General features: G+C 60.4%; 21 protein-coding genes and 1 tRNA gene. 6 read left to right on the forward strand and 16 right to left on the reverse strand.

Annotated features, from left to right (window positions below; all coding sequences use genetic code 11):
* Positions 1–113: transposase (locus ACP7CJ_RS04935; RefSeq protein ID WP_036984840.1), on the forward strand; the 113-nt coding region annotated here is incomplete at its 5' end.
* A gap of 170 nt (positions 114–283) precedes the next feature.
* Here ACP7CJ_RS04935 and ACP7CJ_RS04940 read toward each other — a convergent pair.
* The 3 genes from ACP7CJ_RS04940 to ACP7CJ_RS04950 form a co-directional block, all read right to left on the reverse strand.
* A complete protein-coding gene (locus ACP7CJ_RS04940) occupies positions 284–553 on the reverse strand; it encodes a superinfection immunity protein (RefSeq protein WP_276192864.1) in 270 nt (89 codons plus the stop codon).
* 541 nt (positions 554–1,094) lie between these two features.
* Positions 1,095–1,181 (reverse strand) — tRNA-Leu (locus tag ACP7CJ_RS04945).
* A 312-nt stretch (positions 1,182–1,493) separates the two neighbouring features.
* Positions 1,494–1,775 (reverse strand): hypothetical protein, encoded by a 282-nt coding sequence (locus ACP7CJ_RS04950; RefSeq protein WP_426099737.1) that lies wholly within the window; start codon positions 1,773–1,775, stop codon positions 1,494–1,496.
* Positions 1,776–1,973: 198 nt separating this feature from the next.
* Here ACP7CJ_RS04950 and ACP7CJ_RS04955 point away from each other — a divergent pair, with 198 nt between their 5' ends.
* The gene (locus ACP7CJ_RS04955) at positions 1,974–2,432 is read left to right on the forward strand and encodes a GFA family protein (RefSeq protein ID WP_276192866.1); all 459 of its coding nucleotides are present in this window, start codon (positions 1,974–1,976) and stop codon (positions 2,430–2,432) included.
* A gap of 2 nt (positions 2,433–2,434) precedes the next feature.
* Here ACP7CJ_RS04955 and ACP7CJ_RS04960 read toward each other — a convergent pair whose 3' ends face one another.
* From ACP7CJ_RS04960 to ACP7CJ_RS05010, 11 genes are all read right to left on the reverse strand, one after another.
* The gene (locus ACP7CJ_RS04960; RefSeq protein ID WP_276192867.1) at positions 2,435–2,962 is read right to left on the reverse strand and encodes a DinB family protein; all 528 of its coding nucleotides are present in this window, start codon (positions 2,960–2,962) and stop codon (positions 2,435–2,437) included.
* Positions 2,963–3,075: 113 nt separating this feature from the next.
* Positions 3,076–3,867 carry a hypothetical protein gene (locus ACP7CJ_RS04965; protein WP_276192868.1) on the reverse strand — a complete coding sequence of 264 codons (792 nt, stop codon included), beginning with the start codon at positions 3,865–3,867 and terminating at the stop codon, positions 3,076–3,078.
* 18 nt (positions 3,868–3,885) lie between these two features.
* Positions 3,886–4,233 carry a DUF2493 domain-containing protein gene (locus ACP7CJ_RS04970; protein WP_426099738.1) on the reverse strand — a complete coding sequence of 116 codons (348 nt, stop codon included), beginning with the start codon at positions 4,231–4,233 and terminating at the stop codon, positions 3,886–3,888.
* A gap of 65 nt (positions 4,234–4,298) precedes the next feature.
* Complete coding sequence (mgtA, locus tag ACP7CJ_RS04975) at positions 4,299–7,013, reverse strand: magnesium-translocating P-type ATPase (RefSeq protein ID WP_426099739.1); 2,715 nt, start codon at positions 7,011–7,013, stop codon at positions 4,299–4,301.
* Between the two features lie 233 nt (positions 7,014–7,246).
* Positions 7,247–7,540 (reverse strand): hypothetical protein, encoded by a 294-nt coding sequence (locus ACP7CJ_RS04980; RefSeq protein WP_426099740.1) that lies wholly within the window; start codon positions 7,538–7,540, stop codon positions 7,247–7,249.
* Between the two features lie 320 nt (positions 7,541–7,860).
* The gene (locus ACP7CJ_RS04985; RefSeq protein ID WP_426099741.1) at positions 7,861–8,472 is read right to left on the reverse strand and encodes a LysE family transporter; all 612 of its coding nucleotides are present in this window, start codon (positions 8,470–8,472) and stop codon (positions 7,861–7,863) included.
* Between the two features lie 74 nt (positions 8,473–8,546).
* On the reverse strand, positions 8,547–9,338 hold the full coding sequence (locus ACP7CJ_RS04990) for an AraC family transcriptional regulator (RefSeq protein WP_276192875.1): 792 nt from the start codon (positions 9,336–9,338) through the stop codon (positions 8,547–8,549).
* Between the two features lie 50 nt (positions 9,339–9,388).
* The gene (gene arsH, locus ACP7CJ_RS04995) at positions 9,389–10,075 is read right to left on the reverse strand and encodes an arsenical resistance protein ArsH (RefSeq protein ID WP_276192876.1); all 687 of its coding nucleotides are present in this window, start codon (positions 10,073–10,075) and stop codon (positions 9,389–9,391) included.
* A complete protein-coding gene (locus ACP7CJ_RS05000; RefSeq protein ID WP_426099742.1) occupies positions 10,072–10,557 on the reverse strand; it encodes an arsenate reductase ArsC in 486 nt (161 codons plus the stop codon). Before ACP7CJ_RS05000 ends, arsH begins: the two co-directional genes overlap by 4 nt.
* 13 nt (positions 10,558–10,570) lie before the next feature.
* Positions 10,571–11,854, reverse strand: a complete 1,284-nt coding sequence (locus tag ACP7CJ_RS05005) for an arsenic transporter (protein WP_276192879.1) — start codon at positions 11,852–11,854, stop codon at positions 10,571–10,573.
* 19 nt (positions 11,855–11,873) lie between these two features.
* Entirely contained in the window at positions 11,874–12,230 is a 357-nt protein-coding gene (locus ACP7CJ_RS05010) for a metalloregulator ArsR/SmtB family transcription factor (RefSeq protein WP_276192880.1), read from the reverse strand.
* Between the two features lie 177 nt (positions 12,231–12,407).
* Between ACP7CJ_RS05010 and ACP7CJ_RS05015 the strand changes: the two genes are divergently transcribed.
* The 3 genes from ACP7CJ_RS05015 to ACP7CJ_RS05025 all read left to right on the forward strand — a co-directional run bounded on the left by ACP7CJ_RS05015 (position 12,408) and on the right by ACP7CJ_RS05025 (position 13,698).
* Entirely contained in the window at positions 12,408–12,623 is a 216-nt protein-coding gene (locus ACP7CJ_RS05015; protein ID WP_003191339.1) for a hypothetical protein, read from the forward strand.
* Positions 12,624–12,694: 71 nt separating this feature from the next.
* Positions 12,695–13,390 carry an AzlC family ABC transporter permease gene (locus tag ACP7CJ_RS05020; protein ID WP_426099743.1) on the forward strand — a complete coding sequence of 232 codons (696 nt, stop codon included), beginning with the start codon at positions 12,695–12,697 and terminating at the stop codon, positions 13,388–13,390.
* Positions 13,387–13,698 (forward strand): AzlD domain-containing protein, encoded by a 312-nt coding sequence (locus tag ACP7CJ_RS05025; protein WP_426099744.1) that lies wholly within the window; start codon positions 13,387–13,389, stop codon positions 13,696–13,698. The genes ACP7CJ_RS05020 and ACP7CJ_RS05025 overlap by 4 nt, the downstream gene beginning before the upstream one ends.
* A gap of 106 nt (positions 13,699–13,804) precedes the next feature.
* Here the strand turns inward: ACP7CJ_RS05025 and ACP7CJ_RS05030 are convergent, their stop codons facing one another.
* Positions 13,805–14,062 carry a hypothetical protein gene (locus ACP7CJ_RS05030; RefSeq protein WP_247405364.1) on the reverse strand — a complete coding sequence of 86 codons (258 nt, stop codon included), beginning with the start codon at positions 14,060–14,062 and terminating at the stop codon, positions 13,805–13,807.
* A gap of 110 nt (positions 14,063–14,172) precedes the next feature.
* Here ACP7CJ_RS05030 and ACP7CJ_RS05035 point away from each other — a divergent pair, with 110 nt between their 5' ends.
* Positions 14,173–14,526, forward strand: a complete 354-nt coding sequence (locus ACP7CJ_RS05035; protein ID WP_276192885.1) for a hypothetical protein — start codon at positions 14,173–14,175, stop codon at positions 14,524–14,526.
* A gap of 143 nt (positions 14,527–14,669) precedes the next feature.
* Here the strand turns inward: ACP7CJ_RS05035 and ACP7CJ_RS05040 are convergent, their stop codons facing one another.
* Entirely contained in the window at positions 14,670–15,374 is a 705-nt protein-coding gene (locus ACP7CJ_RS05040; RefSeq protein WP_276192886.1) for a YoaK family protein, read from the reverse strand.
* Between the last annotated feature and the right edge of the window lie 35 nt (positions 15,375–15,409).

The following is a 15,409-nucleotide window of genomic DNA, read 5'->3' on the forward strand; positions in this document are numbered from 1 at the left end:
AGTTGGAAGGAATAAACAATCGAATAAAGGTGATCAAGCGTATGGCGTATGGTTACCGGGATAGCGAATTCTTTTTCATGAAGATCAAGAGCGTCTTTCCCGGTAATCCGTGAAGAACCAAAAAAAAGCCCGCTTGTGGGCGGACCTAAAGGGAATTCTTCAAAGGAGTAGGGCAACTTTGCACTCTGTCCTGTAAATGCCAGGTGAAAAGGATGTCGCAAAAGCAGAAAGCCAGCTCAATGGCGGCACGACGATGGGCAGATACAAGAAACCCGATGCACACTCATTTGTCTGTAACCTGCAACACTAAAGCCCTGTAAAGCGCTACAAACCAACCGATGCCAGTCCAGCCAGCAAGCAGGTTCAGCTTGAATATCGATACACGGGCTTTCTTGACATGGCCGATTGCACATATCGATGGGTAGAAGTACAGAGCTATAGCGCTGAATAAAAAAAGAATGTTGGCAAAAAGCGCAACCTCATTACAGCCGCCTCTACCTAAATAGCTGAGTCCGCATAGAGGAATCAGAATGCCAAGACCAAAAACTTTCACTGAAACGCCCTCTGCCCATAAATGTAATCACGCCGGCTGGCGGCGTAATGACATCAATGTACGTAGGTACATATGAATTGGGTAATGCGGAAAAACTATCCGTTCGATAGGGTGGCACAAGAAGCCCTGGCCGGAAGCCCGCGCGAAGGTCGGTATTAGAATGAAGTTGCTATCGCCTGGGCCAACTGCATGTCGGACATCGGTGGCGCTTGGAATAGGTTGTTGTTTTCGGCGGCCACGACCTGAGTGCTGATCGATACCCTGAGGGCGCCTGCCAGGGTCTTCCATTAGTTCATTCTTCGATGCTTCCATTGCGACCGGAGGGCGTCACTCTAGCAGAGTAGGGCGCGCGGAGTTCGCGGCCAATAATCCAACACTACCGCGTTGGTTTCCCGATGATCGTACCGATCTGACACATCGGTTGGCAGTTGAAACGTTTTCGATGGCTTGTGTTCGATCGGCAGGGCGCCGAAGAAAGGGAATTGCGGAACAAAAAAATAAGGGCCTGCATGAAGTTCATCATGCAAGCCCTTGATATCTATGGTGCCCGAAGCCGGAATCGAACCGGCACGCCCTTACGAGCGGGGGATTTTAAGTCCCATGCGTCTACCAGTTTCGCCATTCGGGCGGTAGCGCGGTGCAGCAGGGTTGGGAATATATAGATCCGGGCGCTTGGGCGCAAGGTCGAAGGCGCCTTTGTTGTACAAAGAGGGGGATGAAAAAGCTCGATAGATCAGTGATCTACATAGGTGCCCAGGGAGAAACCGAAGATTCCGAGGGTTGGGGAACAGGCCTCAAAAATGACAAGTGCGCCGATACGCTGTCTCTGCACTTCAGCGTGGATGCTCAGTAGTAAGCAGGCTGGTGTCTGAGTGTAGGGCACTCGCACTTCGCCCAGCAGAACAAAGCCCCAGCGCAACCGGGGCTTCTGCATGTTGGCCTATACGAAGGGCTGGCCACTGAAACCGCGTGGCAGGCGTTGCAACCCGGGCAGGTCGGTCAGGCGTTGTGCCCAAGCGCTGCGCCAGTCGCTGGAGGTGTGGGTCCTGGCTCGCCGCGAGGCACGGCGCGCGGCGTTGCGTTGGGTGCGTCGCGCTTCCTTATAGGCTTCGGTGTTGCGGCAGGTACGGCATTTGACGCGGTTCAGCTCAGTACTGGAGGGGAGGTTGCCGCCGTGATGGCCGCAGGCTAAGTGCCCGGCGACCTTGAAGTGAATGACCATGTAAGCGTCTCCTTCTTGGGGGGGCGCGCATCGGTAGACCCACAATGCACGCGGGGAGGGCGGGCTGCGATTAATCCCGACACCTTCAATTACGACCCCGCGCCGGTCGCAGCGTTCGGTTTGTGCCCTGCAGCCCTGTTCAACCCCTGGGCGCGACGTTACCCTGGCTTGAGCCTAATCATAAAAAGGAGTGAGTGGATGAGCGTCGAAAACCTGCCCCATGAAGGCAGTTGCCGTTGTAACCGAGTGCGCTTCAGTGTGAGCCAGGCCCCGGTGATCACCATGGCTTGCCATTGCACCGGTTGTCAGAAGATGACCGCCAGCGCGTTCTCCCTCAGTGCGCTGATTCCCGCCAGTGCGTTCACCGTGACCCAAGGGTGCCCCGTGGTCGGCGGTATGCATGGCGCCGACCGCCATTACTTCTGCCCCCATTGCATGAGCTGGCTGTTCACACGCCCCCATGGCATTGATGAATTCGTCAATGTGCGCGCGACGTTGCTGGATAGCGCCAGGGATTACGAGCCTTTCATGGAAACCTGGACCAGCGAGAAACTGCCTTGGGCCACGACGCCGGCGGTCGAGGGCTTTGCACAATTGCCCGCGCCGCAGGATTTTCCGCGCTTGTTGCAGGCCTACGCCGAGTTCCGCGCCCGCTGAGTTCAGTCGATCAGCGCGAGCAGGTCGGTATCGCCCACATCGTGTCCCGCTTGGGTCAGCAGCGTTGTCACCTGGCCCCGGTGGTGGGTCTGATGATTGAAAAAGTGCAGCAGCAGGCTGAAAAACGGTTTGTCCGCCGCGATGCCGCGCATGTTGTGGTACTGCAGGCGCAGGTCGAGGTCGGGCTCGCGCAGGCTCTGCGCCCAGTCGATGATCAGTCGATCCAGCCAGGCGCGGTGCGTGGTCAACTCGCGCAGGTTGGCGAAGGCCAGGTGCTTGAGGTCGGTGGGGGTGGCAATCGCGCTTAACGGTGCCAGCGCCGAATGGCCGGCGGGATGCTGGGCAAAGCGCTTGAGCCACACGGTGTCACCCAATGTCAGGTGGTTCAGCGTGCCGAGGATCGAACCGAAAAACGCACGGCGATCCATTCGTAATTCGGCGTCCGTCAGCTTGGCGGCCGCGTCATAGACTTTGCGGTTCATCCACTGGTTGTAGGTCGCCATCAGGGCAATCTGTTCGAGACGGTTCACGTGCGTGCTCTCTGGCGGTGCGATGGCGCCATCATAAGACGTGTCCGCCCGGCGGTCATCGGGTTCCGGTAGGGGCGGCGCCGCAGGCGCCACCGATGCGAAGGGGGGAATCCCTAGAAACGCAGCGTGGCGCCGGTGCTCAACCATTGTGCGCGCTCAGCCACCAGGCTGCGCCCGACCACGACGTCTACGTCGACCAACGGCCCAATGTGGAATCGCGGGCCCGCTTGCCAGGCCTGCTCACTGCCTTTCTGGCCGTAGCGCTCGACTATCAGTGTCAATGAATGCGCCACCTGGTATTCGACGCTGGAGCCCCATGTGAGGCGATGGTTTTGCTCGCCGTCGTCATACGTATGGGTCCAGCCGGCATTCAGGTTCAGTCGCAGGGCCCCCAGCGGTTGCCACGTCAACGGCACGTTGAAATCCGCGCCGTCAAACGCGTGCCGCCGGTCGAGGGCAACGTGGGCACCGACGGACACGGCCATCTCCAGACCCAAGTCCTGGCGTGACATCATCTGTGCCTTCACTTGCGGGCTTACTTGAGTCTCGCGGTTGGCCCGTGACAGTGTCGCGCCCCACTGTATTGCAGGCAGGGCGTTGAAGGTGCAGGCAGGCGACAGCGTCTCGTTGTGCGTACTGCCGTCGTGTCGCTGGGCGCTGTACCAGGCGTCGACGTTGCATTCGCCAGGCGCATTGATTGCGCCGTCGTCGACCACGTAGGCGCCCCCCGCTGCGAAGGCCTTCGACAATAGGCTGATGAGGAGGATGACGCTGAGCGTCAGCCCGATAAACATCAGATTGCGCCGCAGCGCGCGTCGTTTGGCGGGCGGTAGCAACAAGAGGGTATGGCGAGCGCTGCGATAGCGGGCAACCCCGTTCGAGTGTTGACGGTGTTTCTTGTGCATGGTGTACCTCGCTTGAATTCAGCTTTCTACGGTCAGCACCGAAATTCCGCTGGCTTTGGCCTGGCAGACCAGCTCGGATGTGTCATCACCGCCTGGCAGGGCGATGACCACATTGGGGCGGCTGTCGGTCAGCATGAATTCGTTGCGCTGGCGCTCCGCCTGCTTGCCGTGGCGTTGCCAATTGGGCGGGTAACGCACCACATAGATACCGATTTCCCGCGCCCATTCCTCGATGTCGCTGCCTAGGAATGGGTTGCCGCCGTGGATCAATACCTGCACCGGCCGCAGGCGGTGGTAAGCGTCCAGCACTTGGCGGGACATTTTCGTGTCGGCGTAATGACGACCTGCACAGATCAGCACGCGCATCGTTGAAATCCTTTTAGTACACGGTGGCCGCCGGGCGGCCACCACCGTTTAAACGGAGGGAGTGATCAGTACCACTGCTTGAAGCGGCGGATGTAGATCGTCTTCATCAGTTGGGCCACACAGCAGTAGCTGAGCAAGGTGCCCACCAGCCACGGGAAGTACGCCAGCGGTAGCGGTTGCAAGCCCACCAGGGTGCCGAGCGGTGAAAACGGCACGTAGATCCCCAGGGCGATTACCACGCAGGTCATCAGCAATACTGGCCATGCGGCGGTGCTCTGGAAGAACGGGATCTTGCGGGTGCGCAGCATATGCACCACCAGGGTTTGCGAGAGCAGCCCCTCGATGAACCAGCCGGATTGGAACAGCGTCTGCATCTCCACGCTGTTGGCGGCGAACACGTACCACATCAGTGCGAAGGTGGTGATGTCGAAGATCGATGAGGTTGGCCCGATCCACAGCATGAAGCGGCCGATGTTCTTCGCGTCCCACTTGCGCGGCTTGGCCAGGTATTCCTTGTCCATCTTGTCCCACGGCAAGGCCAGTTGGGAGATGTCGTACATCAGGTTCTGCAGCAGCAGGTGGATCGCCAGCATCGGCATGAACGGAATAAACGCACTGGCCACCAGCACCGAGAACACGTTGCCGAAGTTGGAACTGGCGGTCATGTTCAGGTACTTCATGATATTGCCGAAGGTCTCGCGGCCCTTGAGCACGCCTTCCTCCAGCACCATCAGGCTCTTTTCCAGCAGGATGATGTCGGCCGATTCCTTGGCAATGTCGGTGCCGCTGTCTACCGAGATACCCACGTCGGCATCGCGCAGCGCCGGTGCATCGTTGATGCCGTCACCGAGGAAGCCGACGGTGTGGCCGTTGGCTTGCAGGGCCTTGAGCACCCGCGACTTCTGCAGCGGTGTCAGCTTGGCGAACACCGTGCGTTCTTCCACGCGGCGCAGCAGGGTTGCGTCGTCCATTGTTTCGATGTCCACACCGAGCAGCGGCTGGCCTGGGTCAAGGCCGACCTGACGGCAGATCTTGCTGGTGACCACGGCGTTGTCGCCGGTCAGCACTTTCACCGCGACGCCGATCTGTTGCAGCGCCGCAATCGCCGGGCCTGCGGTTTCCTTCGGTGGATCGAGGAAGGTCAGGAACCCCTGGATCACCAGGTTGCGCTCATCGGCGGTGGTGTACTGCCGGCGCGCCACGGCGTTCGGGATATTGCGGGTGGCGACCACCAGTACGCGGAAGCCGTCTTCGTTGTAGTCATTGGCAATCGCCAGTAACTCCTGGCGACGTCGCTGATCCAGCGGCACGGCGGCGCCGGCTTCGAGCACATGGGTGGAAATGCTCAGCATCTCTTCCACGGCGCCTTTGCACACCAGCAGGTGGTCGTCGGCGGCGTCCTTGACCACAATCGACAGGCGACGGCGTACAAAGTCGAACGGCAATTCATCGATCTTGCTGTAGGCAAACGGCACCTGGAACTTGGGGTTCTGTGCCGAGAACTGCACCACGGCCTGGTCCATCAGGTTCTTCATGCCGCTCTGGTGATAGCTGTTGAGCCAGGCCAGGGACAGCACCGCATCATCCCGCTGGCCAAAGGTGTTGACGTGGTGCTCAAGGATGATCTTGTCCTGGGTCAGGGTGCCGGTCTTGTCGGTACACAGCACGTCCATCGAACCGAAGTTCTGGATCGCGTTGAGGCGCTTGACCACCACTTTGCGCTTGGCCATGGCAGTGGCGCCCTTGGCCAGGTTGGCGCTGACAATCATCGGCAGCATTTCCGGGGTCAGGCCCACGGCGACCGCCAGGGCAAACAGGAAGGCATCGCCCCAGTCCCCCTTGGAGAAACCGTTGAGGAAGAACACGATCGGCACCATCACCAGCATGAAGCGGATCAGTAGCCAACTGACGCTGTTCACGCCGCGATCAAACGCGGTCTGCGCCCGGGAGCCGACAATCGCTTTGGCCAGAGAGCCGAAGTAGGTGCGCGGCCCGGTGGCCACCACCACGGCTTTCGCCCGGCCACTGACCACATTAGTGCCCATGAAGCAGATGTTCGGCAGGTCCAGCAAGTTGCCCCGGTCGACGGCAAGGGGGCTGGCGGATTTCTGCGTTACGTCCCCCAGCGTGTCGTATTTCTCCACCGGCAAGGCTTCGCCCGTCAGCACGGCCTGGCTGATAAACAGGTCGTGGGATTCGATCAGGCGGATGTCGGCCGGGATCATATCGCCGGCCGATAGCTGCACGATATCGCCGGCCACCAGTTCACGCATCGGCACTTCGCGCAGTGTCGGTTGGGCGCCGACTTGTGCGCGGCGTAACACGGTGGCAGTGGTGCGCACCATGGCTTTGAGTGCTTCGGCGGACTTGGCCGAGCGGTGCTCCTGCCAGAATCGCAGCAGGCTGCTGAGCAGGACCATGGTCATGATGATGATGACTTTGGTCAGGTCGACTTCTTCACCGGCCTGTAACGGCAGCCAGTAATCAGTGACGAAGCTGATCGCGCCCAGCGTCAGCAGCACGTAGATAAACGGATTGTTCAGTGCCTGCAGGAACTGGACGATGGCGTGAGGCGGCTTGTCATGGGCCACTTCGTTATGGCCTTGCCGTTGCAGGCGCGCGGCGGCGTCCAGTTCGGTCAGGCCATCCTGGGTGGCCCGCACATTGGCCAGGGTGGCCGACAGACCGTTGTGGGCCTCGCGGGCGGCACGCATCGACAGGCGGGTGTCGGCGTCGGTGCGGTTTTTCTTGTGCTGTGGTGGTTTTTTTACGGCGCTCATGGTGTGTACTCCTGTCGCCAATTCTCGACAAAACATACCCGGTACTGACCTGATGACAGGCGAGCGAAAGCATGCCGAGCCGCGGACTTCGCGATCGGTTCAAATAAGGTGTTGAATAACTTTCAAGGGGCCCGAAAATAACGCGTTAGTTACTACTCGCGCAGCGGGATACTACTGGACAGGTTCATAAAGAACTCCAGGGTATTAGTCGGAAAGTTGCTGTTTCAGCCGATTTATGCGGCGCGAGTGCTCAGGGATAGATCGAGCATCCGGCGTGCTTCAGTCAGGCTGGAAACGATACGCCTCTGTGGGTCCTGAGGGTAGGTTTGAGCCCAATGCTGTTGCAGGCGTCCGGTCGTTGGGCAGACACGCCAATGCGCCAGCGGATGGGCCGGACGTACTTGAGGGGAGGGTGCAGCAAAGGCCGGGCGTGCAGCAGAAAAGCCTGCGGGCGCGCGGCACAGCTTGGCGCGCAGGACGGTGGCCAGCATTCGTAGATCATTTACAACAAAGGTTTGGAAGGTCATAACAACACCTCGGGACCGGACGGGCGACCGGCGAGGCAGTTACGATGGAGCACAAGCTCTAGCGCAGCTTACCGGACCGGGAAGGCAAGTCCTGTCATATTCTGGATTTGGCGCCCGATGCCCGCCAACGCGGTGCTCGGACAGCGACTAGATACTGTGTCCATTGGCTTCTTTTGTGAGGTTTAAAAAAGGCCCCAGTTGCGGGCAGGGGCAATCTACTTAGCCCGTTACAGAATGTCAACGCATGATTAATCAAATGGCGAAGTGTTCAGAGTCTATTCAGATAAAACACACTCGCAAGTTGTCGACCATATATAACTTCATACCCCTTGCGCGGCGAGAACGGCGAGATAGATCAAGACCACACCGCATGCCCCATAACTGATGCGCTGCCAGGTCGGCGAGGCATTCTTGCGCAACAGATTCACCAGTGCAGCAGTCAGAAAACACGACAACACCGAGGCCAGCATGAAACCGGCGAAAAACATCAGCGTCTGCGCGTGGCTGGGCGTGGCTCCGACGATGCCCGACAAGGCGCTGCCCAAGGCGCCCCAGTACACAATGTTTTTCGGGTTGGCCAGCGAAATGGCCGCGCCCACGGCCAGCGCATTCTGACCGGAGCCGGCCGGTGCGCTGTCGGCTTCGGGCAAACGCCAGGCGTCGCCCAGGCTGCGCACGCCGAGCCAGGCGAGGTACAGCGCGCAGACGATGGTCAGCGGCACGCGCACGGCGTCATGTTGGATCAACAGCGCGATGCCGGTCAGGCCGATCACGGCCCACACCGCATCGCCGACCAGCGAGCCGACCTGCACCAGCAGCGCCGGAGTAAAACCGTGCTGTAAGCCACGGCGCAGGGTCTCCGCCAGCACAGCGCCGGGGGAGAGGCAAAACACAAAACCCAATACCAGTGCGTAGAAGAAGATCGCCAGCATGCCTGTGCTCCATCAAATGATGGCGGGCAGTGTGCTGGTGCACGCAGAGGTTGTCTTGGACCAGATTGTGCTATTCAGCGTTTCGCCACACTTTGATAGCGGCCAGGCGTGATGCCATAGGCAGCGCGAAAATGCCGGTTGAGGTGGCTTTGGTCGACAAAACCGAGCTGATGGGCGACCTCGCCGGCCGCCATCCCATTGCGCAATAGGCCTTTGGCGCGGCGCGTGCGCAATTGCATGGCCCACTGACGAGGGCTGAGCCCGGTCTCTTTTTGAAAGGTGCGTAGCAGGTGGAATTTGGACAACCCCAGCGCCTCGCCGAGGTGGTCCAGGGGCAGCGATTGATGCAACTGTTCGGCAAGCATTTCCTGGGCGCGACCGATCAGGCTTTTACCGGCTGTCGCGCTGGCGGGCACGCGCACGCCGCTGAGGCTGACCACTTCGCCCAGCAATACAACCAAGGCGTCTTCGTTCAACTCACGGACCCGCGCGTCGCCGCTAGATGCGCCCTTCGCCACAACCGCCAGGCGCCGTGCGAGATCCGGCTGGAAACACAGCGATCGATCGAACTCTACATGCGCCAGCCCCAGGTCGCAGGCCAATTGGTTCGCGCTGACGTAGAGGCTGACAAACTGCCAGGGCGCTCCGTCCGCCGCACCGCCGCCCTGAATCTGCCCTGGGTTATACAGGGTGATGGACCCTGGCCCGGCCGCGAACTCCTGGCGGTCCAGCCACACTTTTTCCTCGCCTACAAGGTTCACGCCGATCACGCATTCGTCATGGCTGTGGCGGGCAAAGGTCAGGCCGGTGCAATGGACGCTGTTGATTTCGTAGTTGCCCAGCCAGGCGTGTTGCAGGGTGCTCATGGGGTCGGCTCAGTCACGGGATGGACGTGAGCATACGCCGTCAGCAGGGCTCAGATCGACCGTTGATTGACCCGTTGCGACAGTTCATCCGCGCTTTCCTTGCGCTCCGAGTAGCGGTCTACCAAGTCCGGGCGATCACGCAGCAGCACGGTGAACTTCACCAGTTCTTCCATCACGTCGACAACGCGATCATAGAGCGCCGAGGGTTTCATGCGGTCCTGATCATCGAACTCCATGAACGCCTTGGGCACTGAGGATTGATTGGGGATGGTGAACATACGCATCCACCGGCCGAGTACGCGCAGTTGGTTGACCGTGTTGAACGACTGGGAGCCGCCGCACACTTGCATCACCGCCAGGGTCTTGCCTTGGGTCGGGCGGACCGCGCCCAAGGACAGCGGCACCCAGTCGATTTGTGCCTTGAACACCGCCGACATCGAACCGTGTCGTTCAGGGGAGCACCAGACCTGGCCTTCCGACCATTGCATCAGCTCCAACAGCTCCTGCACTTTGGGATGCTCACGCGGAGCATCATCGGGTAATGGCAAACCGCTCGGGTTGAAGATGCGCGTTTGCGCGCCGAAGTGTTGCAAGAGACGCGCGGACTCTTCCACCAGCAGGCGGCTGAACGAGCGTTCGCGGGTCGATCCATAGAGCAGCAGAATGCGCGGGGGCTGACGCGTTTCGACAGGGCGTGAAGTGATTAACGACGCGTCCAGATTGGGCAGGGTGGTCATGCTTGCTGCGCCTGCAACAGCGCAATGCGTTCGAGTTCTGCTTTCAGTTCGTCAGGGTCGAGATCGGCGAAGGGCAGGGCGAAAAACGCCCGGCAGCGCGTGGCGATGGTGCGCAACGTGGCGTCGAAGGCGGCTTGGATGTTTGCCTCGTCACCGTCGACATCCGAAGGATCTTCCAAGCCCCAATGTGCCTTCAGCGCCGGGCCGAAATACACGGGGCAGGCTTCACCGGCAGCCTTGTCGCACACCGTGATCACCACATCCGGCGGGCTGCCTTCAAAGGCGTCGTTGCCCTTGCTGTACAACCCCTGCGTGCCGATGCCCGCCGCCTGCAAGGTGCTCAGGCTGCGGGGCAGCACCTGGCCCTTGGGGAAACTGCCGGAGCTGACCGCCTGAAACCCTTGCGGCGCCAGGTGGTTGAACATCGCTTCGGACAAAATGCTCCGGCAGCTGTTGGCGGTACACATGAACAAGACTTTCATTGACGGATGTCCTTCAGAGGCTAAGGCGCAAGGCGAGGGCGGCGAGCGTGATCAGCAGCACCGGCAAGGTCAGTACAATCCCGACCTTGAAGTAGTAACCCCAGGTGATGGTGATGCCTTTGCGCGCCAGGATATGCAGCCATAGCAGGGTCGCCAGGCTGCCGATGGGCGTGATTTTTGGGCCCAGGTCGCTGCCGATTACGTTGGCGTAGATCATCGCGTCCTTGACCACGCCGACGGCATGGCTGGATTCGATGGACAGCGCACCGATCAACACCGTCGGCAGGTTGTTCATCGCCGAGGACAGCAACGCCGTCAGCACCCCGGTGCCCATGGCCGCGCCCCACACGCCGTAGGTGGCGAAGGTGTCGAGCCAGGTCGCCAGATAGGTGGTCAGTCCGGCGTTGCGCAGCCCGTAGACAACCAGGTACATGCCCAGGGAAAAAATCACGATCTGCCAGGGCGCGTCCTTGAGCACTTTGCGCGTGGAAATCTTGTGGCCTTTGGCGGCGATCACCAACAGCAACACCGCGCACGCGGCAGAGATGGCGCTGATGGGAATCCCCAACGGCTCGAGGGCAAAACACCCGACCAGCAGGATGCCCAGCACCCACCAGCCGGCGCGAAAGGTGGCGCGGTCGTGAATGGCGCTGGCCGGGTCAGCCAGGTCGGCCGGGTCGTAGGTCTGCGGAATATCGCGGCGGAAAAACCACAGCAGCACCGCCAGGGTGGCGGCGACGCTGACGAGGTTTACCGGCACCATCACCGCCGCGTATTCATTGAAGCCGATCTTGAAATAGTCCGCCGAGACAATGTTCACCAGGTTCGACACCACCAGCGGCAGGCTCGCCGTGTCGGCGATAAACCCTGCGCCCATGACGAACGCCAGGGTCGCCGCCGGGGAAAAGCGCAGCGCCAGCAGCATCGACATCACAATAGGCGTGAGGATCAGCGCCGCGCCGTCGTTGGCAAACAGCGCCGACACCAGCGCGCCCAGCAGCACCATATAGGCAAACAGCCGCCGGCCGCGCCCACGGCCCCAGCGGGCCACATGCAACGCTGCCCAGGCAAAGAATCCAGCCTCATCCAGCAACAGGCTGATGACGATCAGCGCGACAAAGGTGCCGGTGGCATTCCAGATGATGTGCCACACCACCGGGATGTCCGCCAGGCTGATCACGCCGAAGGCCAGCGCGAGGATGGCGCCCAGGGTTGCGCTCCAGCCGACGCCCAGGCCTTTGGGCTGCCAGATGACCAGGACGATGGTGAAGATAAAAATCGCTATTGCGACAAGCATGGATAAACGCTCCGGTGGTTCAACAGCAGGTGCTGGCTCGTTGTGGTCTGTCGCCCATTGCATCAAGACGCTGCGCGTCGTTTTGCAACCAGGGCTGGTTGGCTTGCAGGGTGGTGTCCAGCACCTGAGTTACCCAGGCGGGCAGTGCCGGATTGAGGCGATAGTAGATCCATTGCCCCTGGCGCCGATCCTGCAGCAATCCGCTGCTGCGCAGTTGCGCGAGATGGCGGGAGATTTTCGGCTGGCTATTGTCAAGTGCATGGATCAGTTCGCACACACAAAGTTCGCCTTCGCGCAGGACCAACAGGGTCATTCGCAAGCGCGTGGCATCGGCCAGGCATTTGAACAGCGCGGGAGGGGAGAAAGGGTCTGACATGGCCACGGCCTATGCTTATATGTGTATTCGAATATACGTATTTCCATATATTTCAGTCAAATCCTGTTTCAACTGATATGGATCAAATGTCTGGGAACACGCCACAAGTGATTGAAATTAAAATGAAACACAAATGTCCTAAAGTGCCTGCCCATAGCTGATGAAGGAAGACCACGCGTGACCCGTGCCACTCGCAACCTGCGCAAGACCCTCGATTCCGTCGCGGAAAATAATGAAACCGCGGCGTTTGATCTGATGCGCGCCGTCGAAAAACTCGGCGATGAAGTGCTGCGCCAGCGCTTGCTCAATACCATCCACCGCCTCAACCAGGATGCCTATGAGCTGCGCGAAGCGCGAGACTCGGTGGAGCAGGTGTCCGTCAAGCTGGCCTGAGCAAGATCGTTCAAGACAACCTGCACAGGGCGCTGGCATGCTTGTCGACTGTCTGTCGATGAGCGGTTCCCATGCCTACTGCCTTACCTCATTACGCATTCGCCCGTGGCGCGATTGCTGTCATTCCGCTATCCCTGGCGTGCGCGCCCTGGGGCTTGCTGGCCGGTTCAATGGCTATTGATGCGCACTTTTCCCCGCTCGAAGCCCAAGGCCTTTCCGCCATCGTCTTTGCCGGCGCCGCGCAATTGGTGGCAATCGGCATGGTCAAGAGCGGCGCCAGCCTGGTCTCCATTTTGCTCACGACCCTGCTGCTGACCTCGCAACATTTGCTCTACGGCATGCATCTGCGTCCCACCTTGTCGACGTTCAAGCCGCGCTGGCGCATGAGCCTGGGTTTCCTGATGACCGATGAGTTCTTCGCCCTGGTCAGCCAGTACGACCGCGAAACCTTCAACCGTTGGTACGCGCTGGGCGTTGGCCTGACGTTCTATATCGCCTGGAACCTGTTCACCCTCGCCGGCATCGTCCTGGGCAAGAGTATTCCAGGGCTCGAACACCTGGGCCTGGAGTTCTCGATCGCCGCGACCTTTATCGCGTTGATCACGCCCGTGGTGCGCGATGTGCCCACCGTGGTGTGCGTGGCGGTGGCGCTGTTGGGCTCGGTGGGCTTGAGCTTCTTGCAATGGGAGTCGGCCGTGGTGGTGTCGGGTGTGTTGGGCATGAGCGCAGGGTTTGCCTGCAAGCGACTGGGAGTAGGGCAGGCATGATCTTCGTGATGATTGTTGGCATGGGACTGATTGTGTTTCTTAACCGCTACCTGTTTATCGAACCGCGCCTGCCCGTGCGGCTCAATCGCGGTGCGCGGGAGTTTCTCGGGTTTGCGGTACCGGGCATGCTCACGGCGATCTGCGGGCCGATCATTTTTTTCGCCGACCACCGGCTCAACCTGAGCCCGGCCAACCCCTACCTGCTGGCCGGGATCTGTGCGGTGGCGCTGATGTTCTGGACGCGCAATGTGCTGCTCACCGTGCTGTTGAGCATGGCGTTGTTCTACCTGTTTCGCTGGTGGCTTTAAACGCGCAGGCGAAAAAAAGCCCGCGGGAGGGCGGGCTGAAGGGAGCTTCTAAAAATGAGCCTGGCCATTATCCATGGCGCGTTCCCCCGTCACAGTGAAACTAAATTCATTCGGCGGCCGGCGCCGGCTTCTTTTTCGCCTTGGCCTCGGCCGCCAGGCACTCCAGCGCAAACTGCTCGGTGTAGGTCATCTGGATCGGAGTACTTTCGCCTTTCACCGTGCGCTCGCCGTCGAGAATGTAGCGAATCCGCTTGTCCGTCACGCCAATGCGCTTGGCGATCCACGTGGGCGTCTGGCCGATGCGGCTGATCAGCTTGTCGGCATAGTCGGTGGATGGGTTGTAGTGTTCGGCATTGGGTGTCATCGGTTTTCCAGGTAGAAGCGAGCTCGTAAGTAGGCGACAGGGTGACGTAATAATCCGTGAGTGTCGCCTGCTAATGGTAGAGTCGCGTTTTTTTTCCAAGGAGCGATGGCATGCGGAAACTGGTAATTGGCGCATTGGTACTGGCTGCACTGGGCGGTTGCGCGGGCTCGAAAATGAACGCGGCACGCTCCGGCACGCCCTACAAGACCTTGGCTTCGGACAAGGCTGCGCTGGTGGTTGCCCAATGTGTCCAGTTCGGCTGGCAGGACGAGACGGTGTTTGGTGTCGACGCCGGCGGCTTCAAGGAGCCGATCGAGGCGGGTGGTTTCACGGTGTACACCACCGGCGGCGACTACTTTGTCGACGTGCGCAGCACAGGGGCCGGTTCCTCCGTGCATTACTACGCCGCTGATGACTCTATGGTCGCCAAGCGTCGTTTGGCCGCACTCGCGACTTGTCTGTAATCCGTTGCCTTAGTGGTTTTAGGACATGCCTGGCGGGACAGACGCTGGACATTGTCTTATGATTCACCCGCTCGCTCGACGTGATGGCTCTTTACCAGTACACGGACGTCGAGGCCGTAACGTCGGGCGAGCACCCCTGGTTATCAGCGCGGCATGTACCCCAAGTGCCAGCGCCGGGGGATCTTCAGTGACACCACGCCCAAAACTGCAGCCAGCGCCCCGCTGACCAGCAGCGCACTCAAGCCCATCCGATGCTCCAGCAGCGCACCGATCACTGCACCGATAAACATCCCCGTCCATGGGATCAGTTGCACGCGCCACCCATTGCGACGCTCCCCCAGCAGCCAGCGCCCCAGCCCCCGACCAAAGCGTGATAGCGCTCCGGTGACATAGGTGAGCCCCACCGGCAATCCGTTCACTTCTTCGACGGCGGCATTGAGCATGCCCATCGCCACAATTGCCGCCAGCAAGGCGGGCAGCATGTCGTCGAACGGCCACAGCGCGCCGGCGCAGAGCAGCGTCGCGATGCACAGCAGCAAGGGCAGGGCGTGGCGTCGGCTGATACGGCTGACCATGACACCCAACGCGTTGCCGACGATGAAGGTTGCGACCAGCAACAGCAGGCGCCCGGTCAGGCCCAGGTCGCCTTCGCTGATCGCCACCGCCAGGCGCGTGGTGTTGCCGCTCATGAATGAGACAAAGTCGCCGCTGGCCATGAAGCCTATGGCATCGGTCATCCCCGCCAGCACCGACAGGCTGGCCACCAGCAGCATACCGACACGGCCACGCCATCGCTGTTGATGGGCGAGCCCGGCGTTGGCGTAGGACTTTTGGGACGAAGGCAGCATGGGGCCGGGTTCCTCGGTGAGATTATCTGGCCACC

Origin of the sequence: Pseudomonas sp. PSPC3-2 (assembly GCF_049897085.1) — a bacterium.
Lineage (GTDB): Bacteria > Pseudomonadota > Gammaproteobacteria > Pseudomonadales > Pseudomonadaceae > Aquipseudomonas > Aquipseudomonas paraveronii.

What these genes read in the sequence shown, in the direction of transcription:
- ACP7CJ_RS05020 (WP_426099743.1), top strand. Translation starts at nt 12,695, where the DNA reads ATGCCTACTGCCTTACCTCATTACGCATTCGCCCGTGGCGCGATTGCT.
- ACP7CJ_RS05010 (WP_276192880.1), bottom strand. Translation starts at nt 12,230, where the DNA reads ATGTCAGACCCTTTCTCCCCTCCCGCGCTGTTCAAATGCCTGGCCGAT.
- ACP7CJ_RS04970 (WP_426099738.1), bottom strand. Translation starts at nt 4,233, where the DNA reads ATGCGCGTGCTGATCTGTGCAGGTCGTCATTACGCCGACACGAAAATG.
- ACP7CJ_RS05000 (WP_426099742.1), bottom strand. Translation starts at nt 10,557, where the DNA reads ATGAAAGTCTTGTTCATGTGTACCGCCAACAGCTGCCGGAGCATTTTG.
- ACP7CJ_RS05030 (WP_247405364.1), bottom strand. Translation starts at nt 14,062, where the DNA reads ATGACACCCAATGCCGAACACTACAACCCATCCACCGACTATGCCGAC.
- mgtA (WP_426099739.1), bottom strand. Translation starts at nt 7,013, where the DNA reads ATGAGCGCCGTAAAAAAACCACCACAGCACAAGAAAAACCGCACCGAC.
- arsH (WP_276192876.1), bottom strand. Translation starts at nt 10,075, where the DNA reads ATGACCACCCTGCCCAATCTGGACGCGTCGTTAATCACTTCACGCCCT.
- ACP7CJ_RS04955 (WP_276192866.1), top strand. Translation starts at nt 1,974, where the DNA reads ATGAGCGTCGAAAACCTGCCCCATGAAGGCAGTTGCCGTTGTAACCGA.
- ACP7CJ_RS04990 (WP_276192875.1), bottom strand. Translation starts at nt 9,338, where the DNA reads ATGAGCACCCTGCAACACGCCTGGCTGGGCAACTACGAAATCAACAGC.
- ACP7CJ_RS05025 (WP_426099744.1), top strand. Translation starts at nt 13,387, where the DNA reads ATGATCTTCGTGATGATTGTTGGCATGGGACTGATTGTGTTTCTTAAC.
- ACP7CJ_RS04965 (WP_276192868.1), bottom strand. Translation starts at nt 3,867, where the DNA reads ATGCACAAGAAACACCGTCAACACTCGAACGGGGTTGCCCGCTATCGC.
- ACP7CJ_RS04985 (WP_426099741.1), bottom strand. Translation starts at nt 8,472, where the DNA reads ATGCTGGCGATCTTCTTCTACGCACTGGTATTGGGTTTTGTGTTTTGC.
- ACP7CJ_RS05040 (WP_276192886.1), bottom strand. Translation starts at nt 15,374, where the DNA reads ATGCTGCCTTCGTCCCAAAAGTCCTACGCCAACGCCGGGCTCGCCCAT.
- ACP7CJ_RS04980 (WP_426099740.1), bottom strand. Translation starts at nt 7,540, where the DNA reads ATGACCTTCCAAACCTTTGTTGTAAATGATCTACGAATGCTGGCCACC.
- ACP7CJ_RS04950 (WP_426099737.1), bottom strand. Translation starts at nt 1,775, where the DNA reads ATGGTCATTCACTTCAAGGTCGCCGGGCACTTAGCCTGCGGCCATCAC.
- ACP7CJ_RS05005 (WP_276192879.1), bottom strand. Translation starts at nt 11,854, where the DNA reads ATGCTTGTCGCAATAGCGATTTTTATCTTCACCATCGTCCTGGTCATC.
- ACP7CJ_RS05035 (WP_276192885.1), top strand. Translation starts at nt 14,173, where the DNA reads ATGCGGAAACTGGTAATTGGCGCATTGGTACTGGCTGCACTGGGCGGT.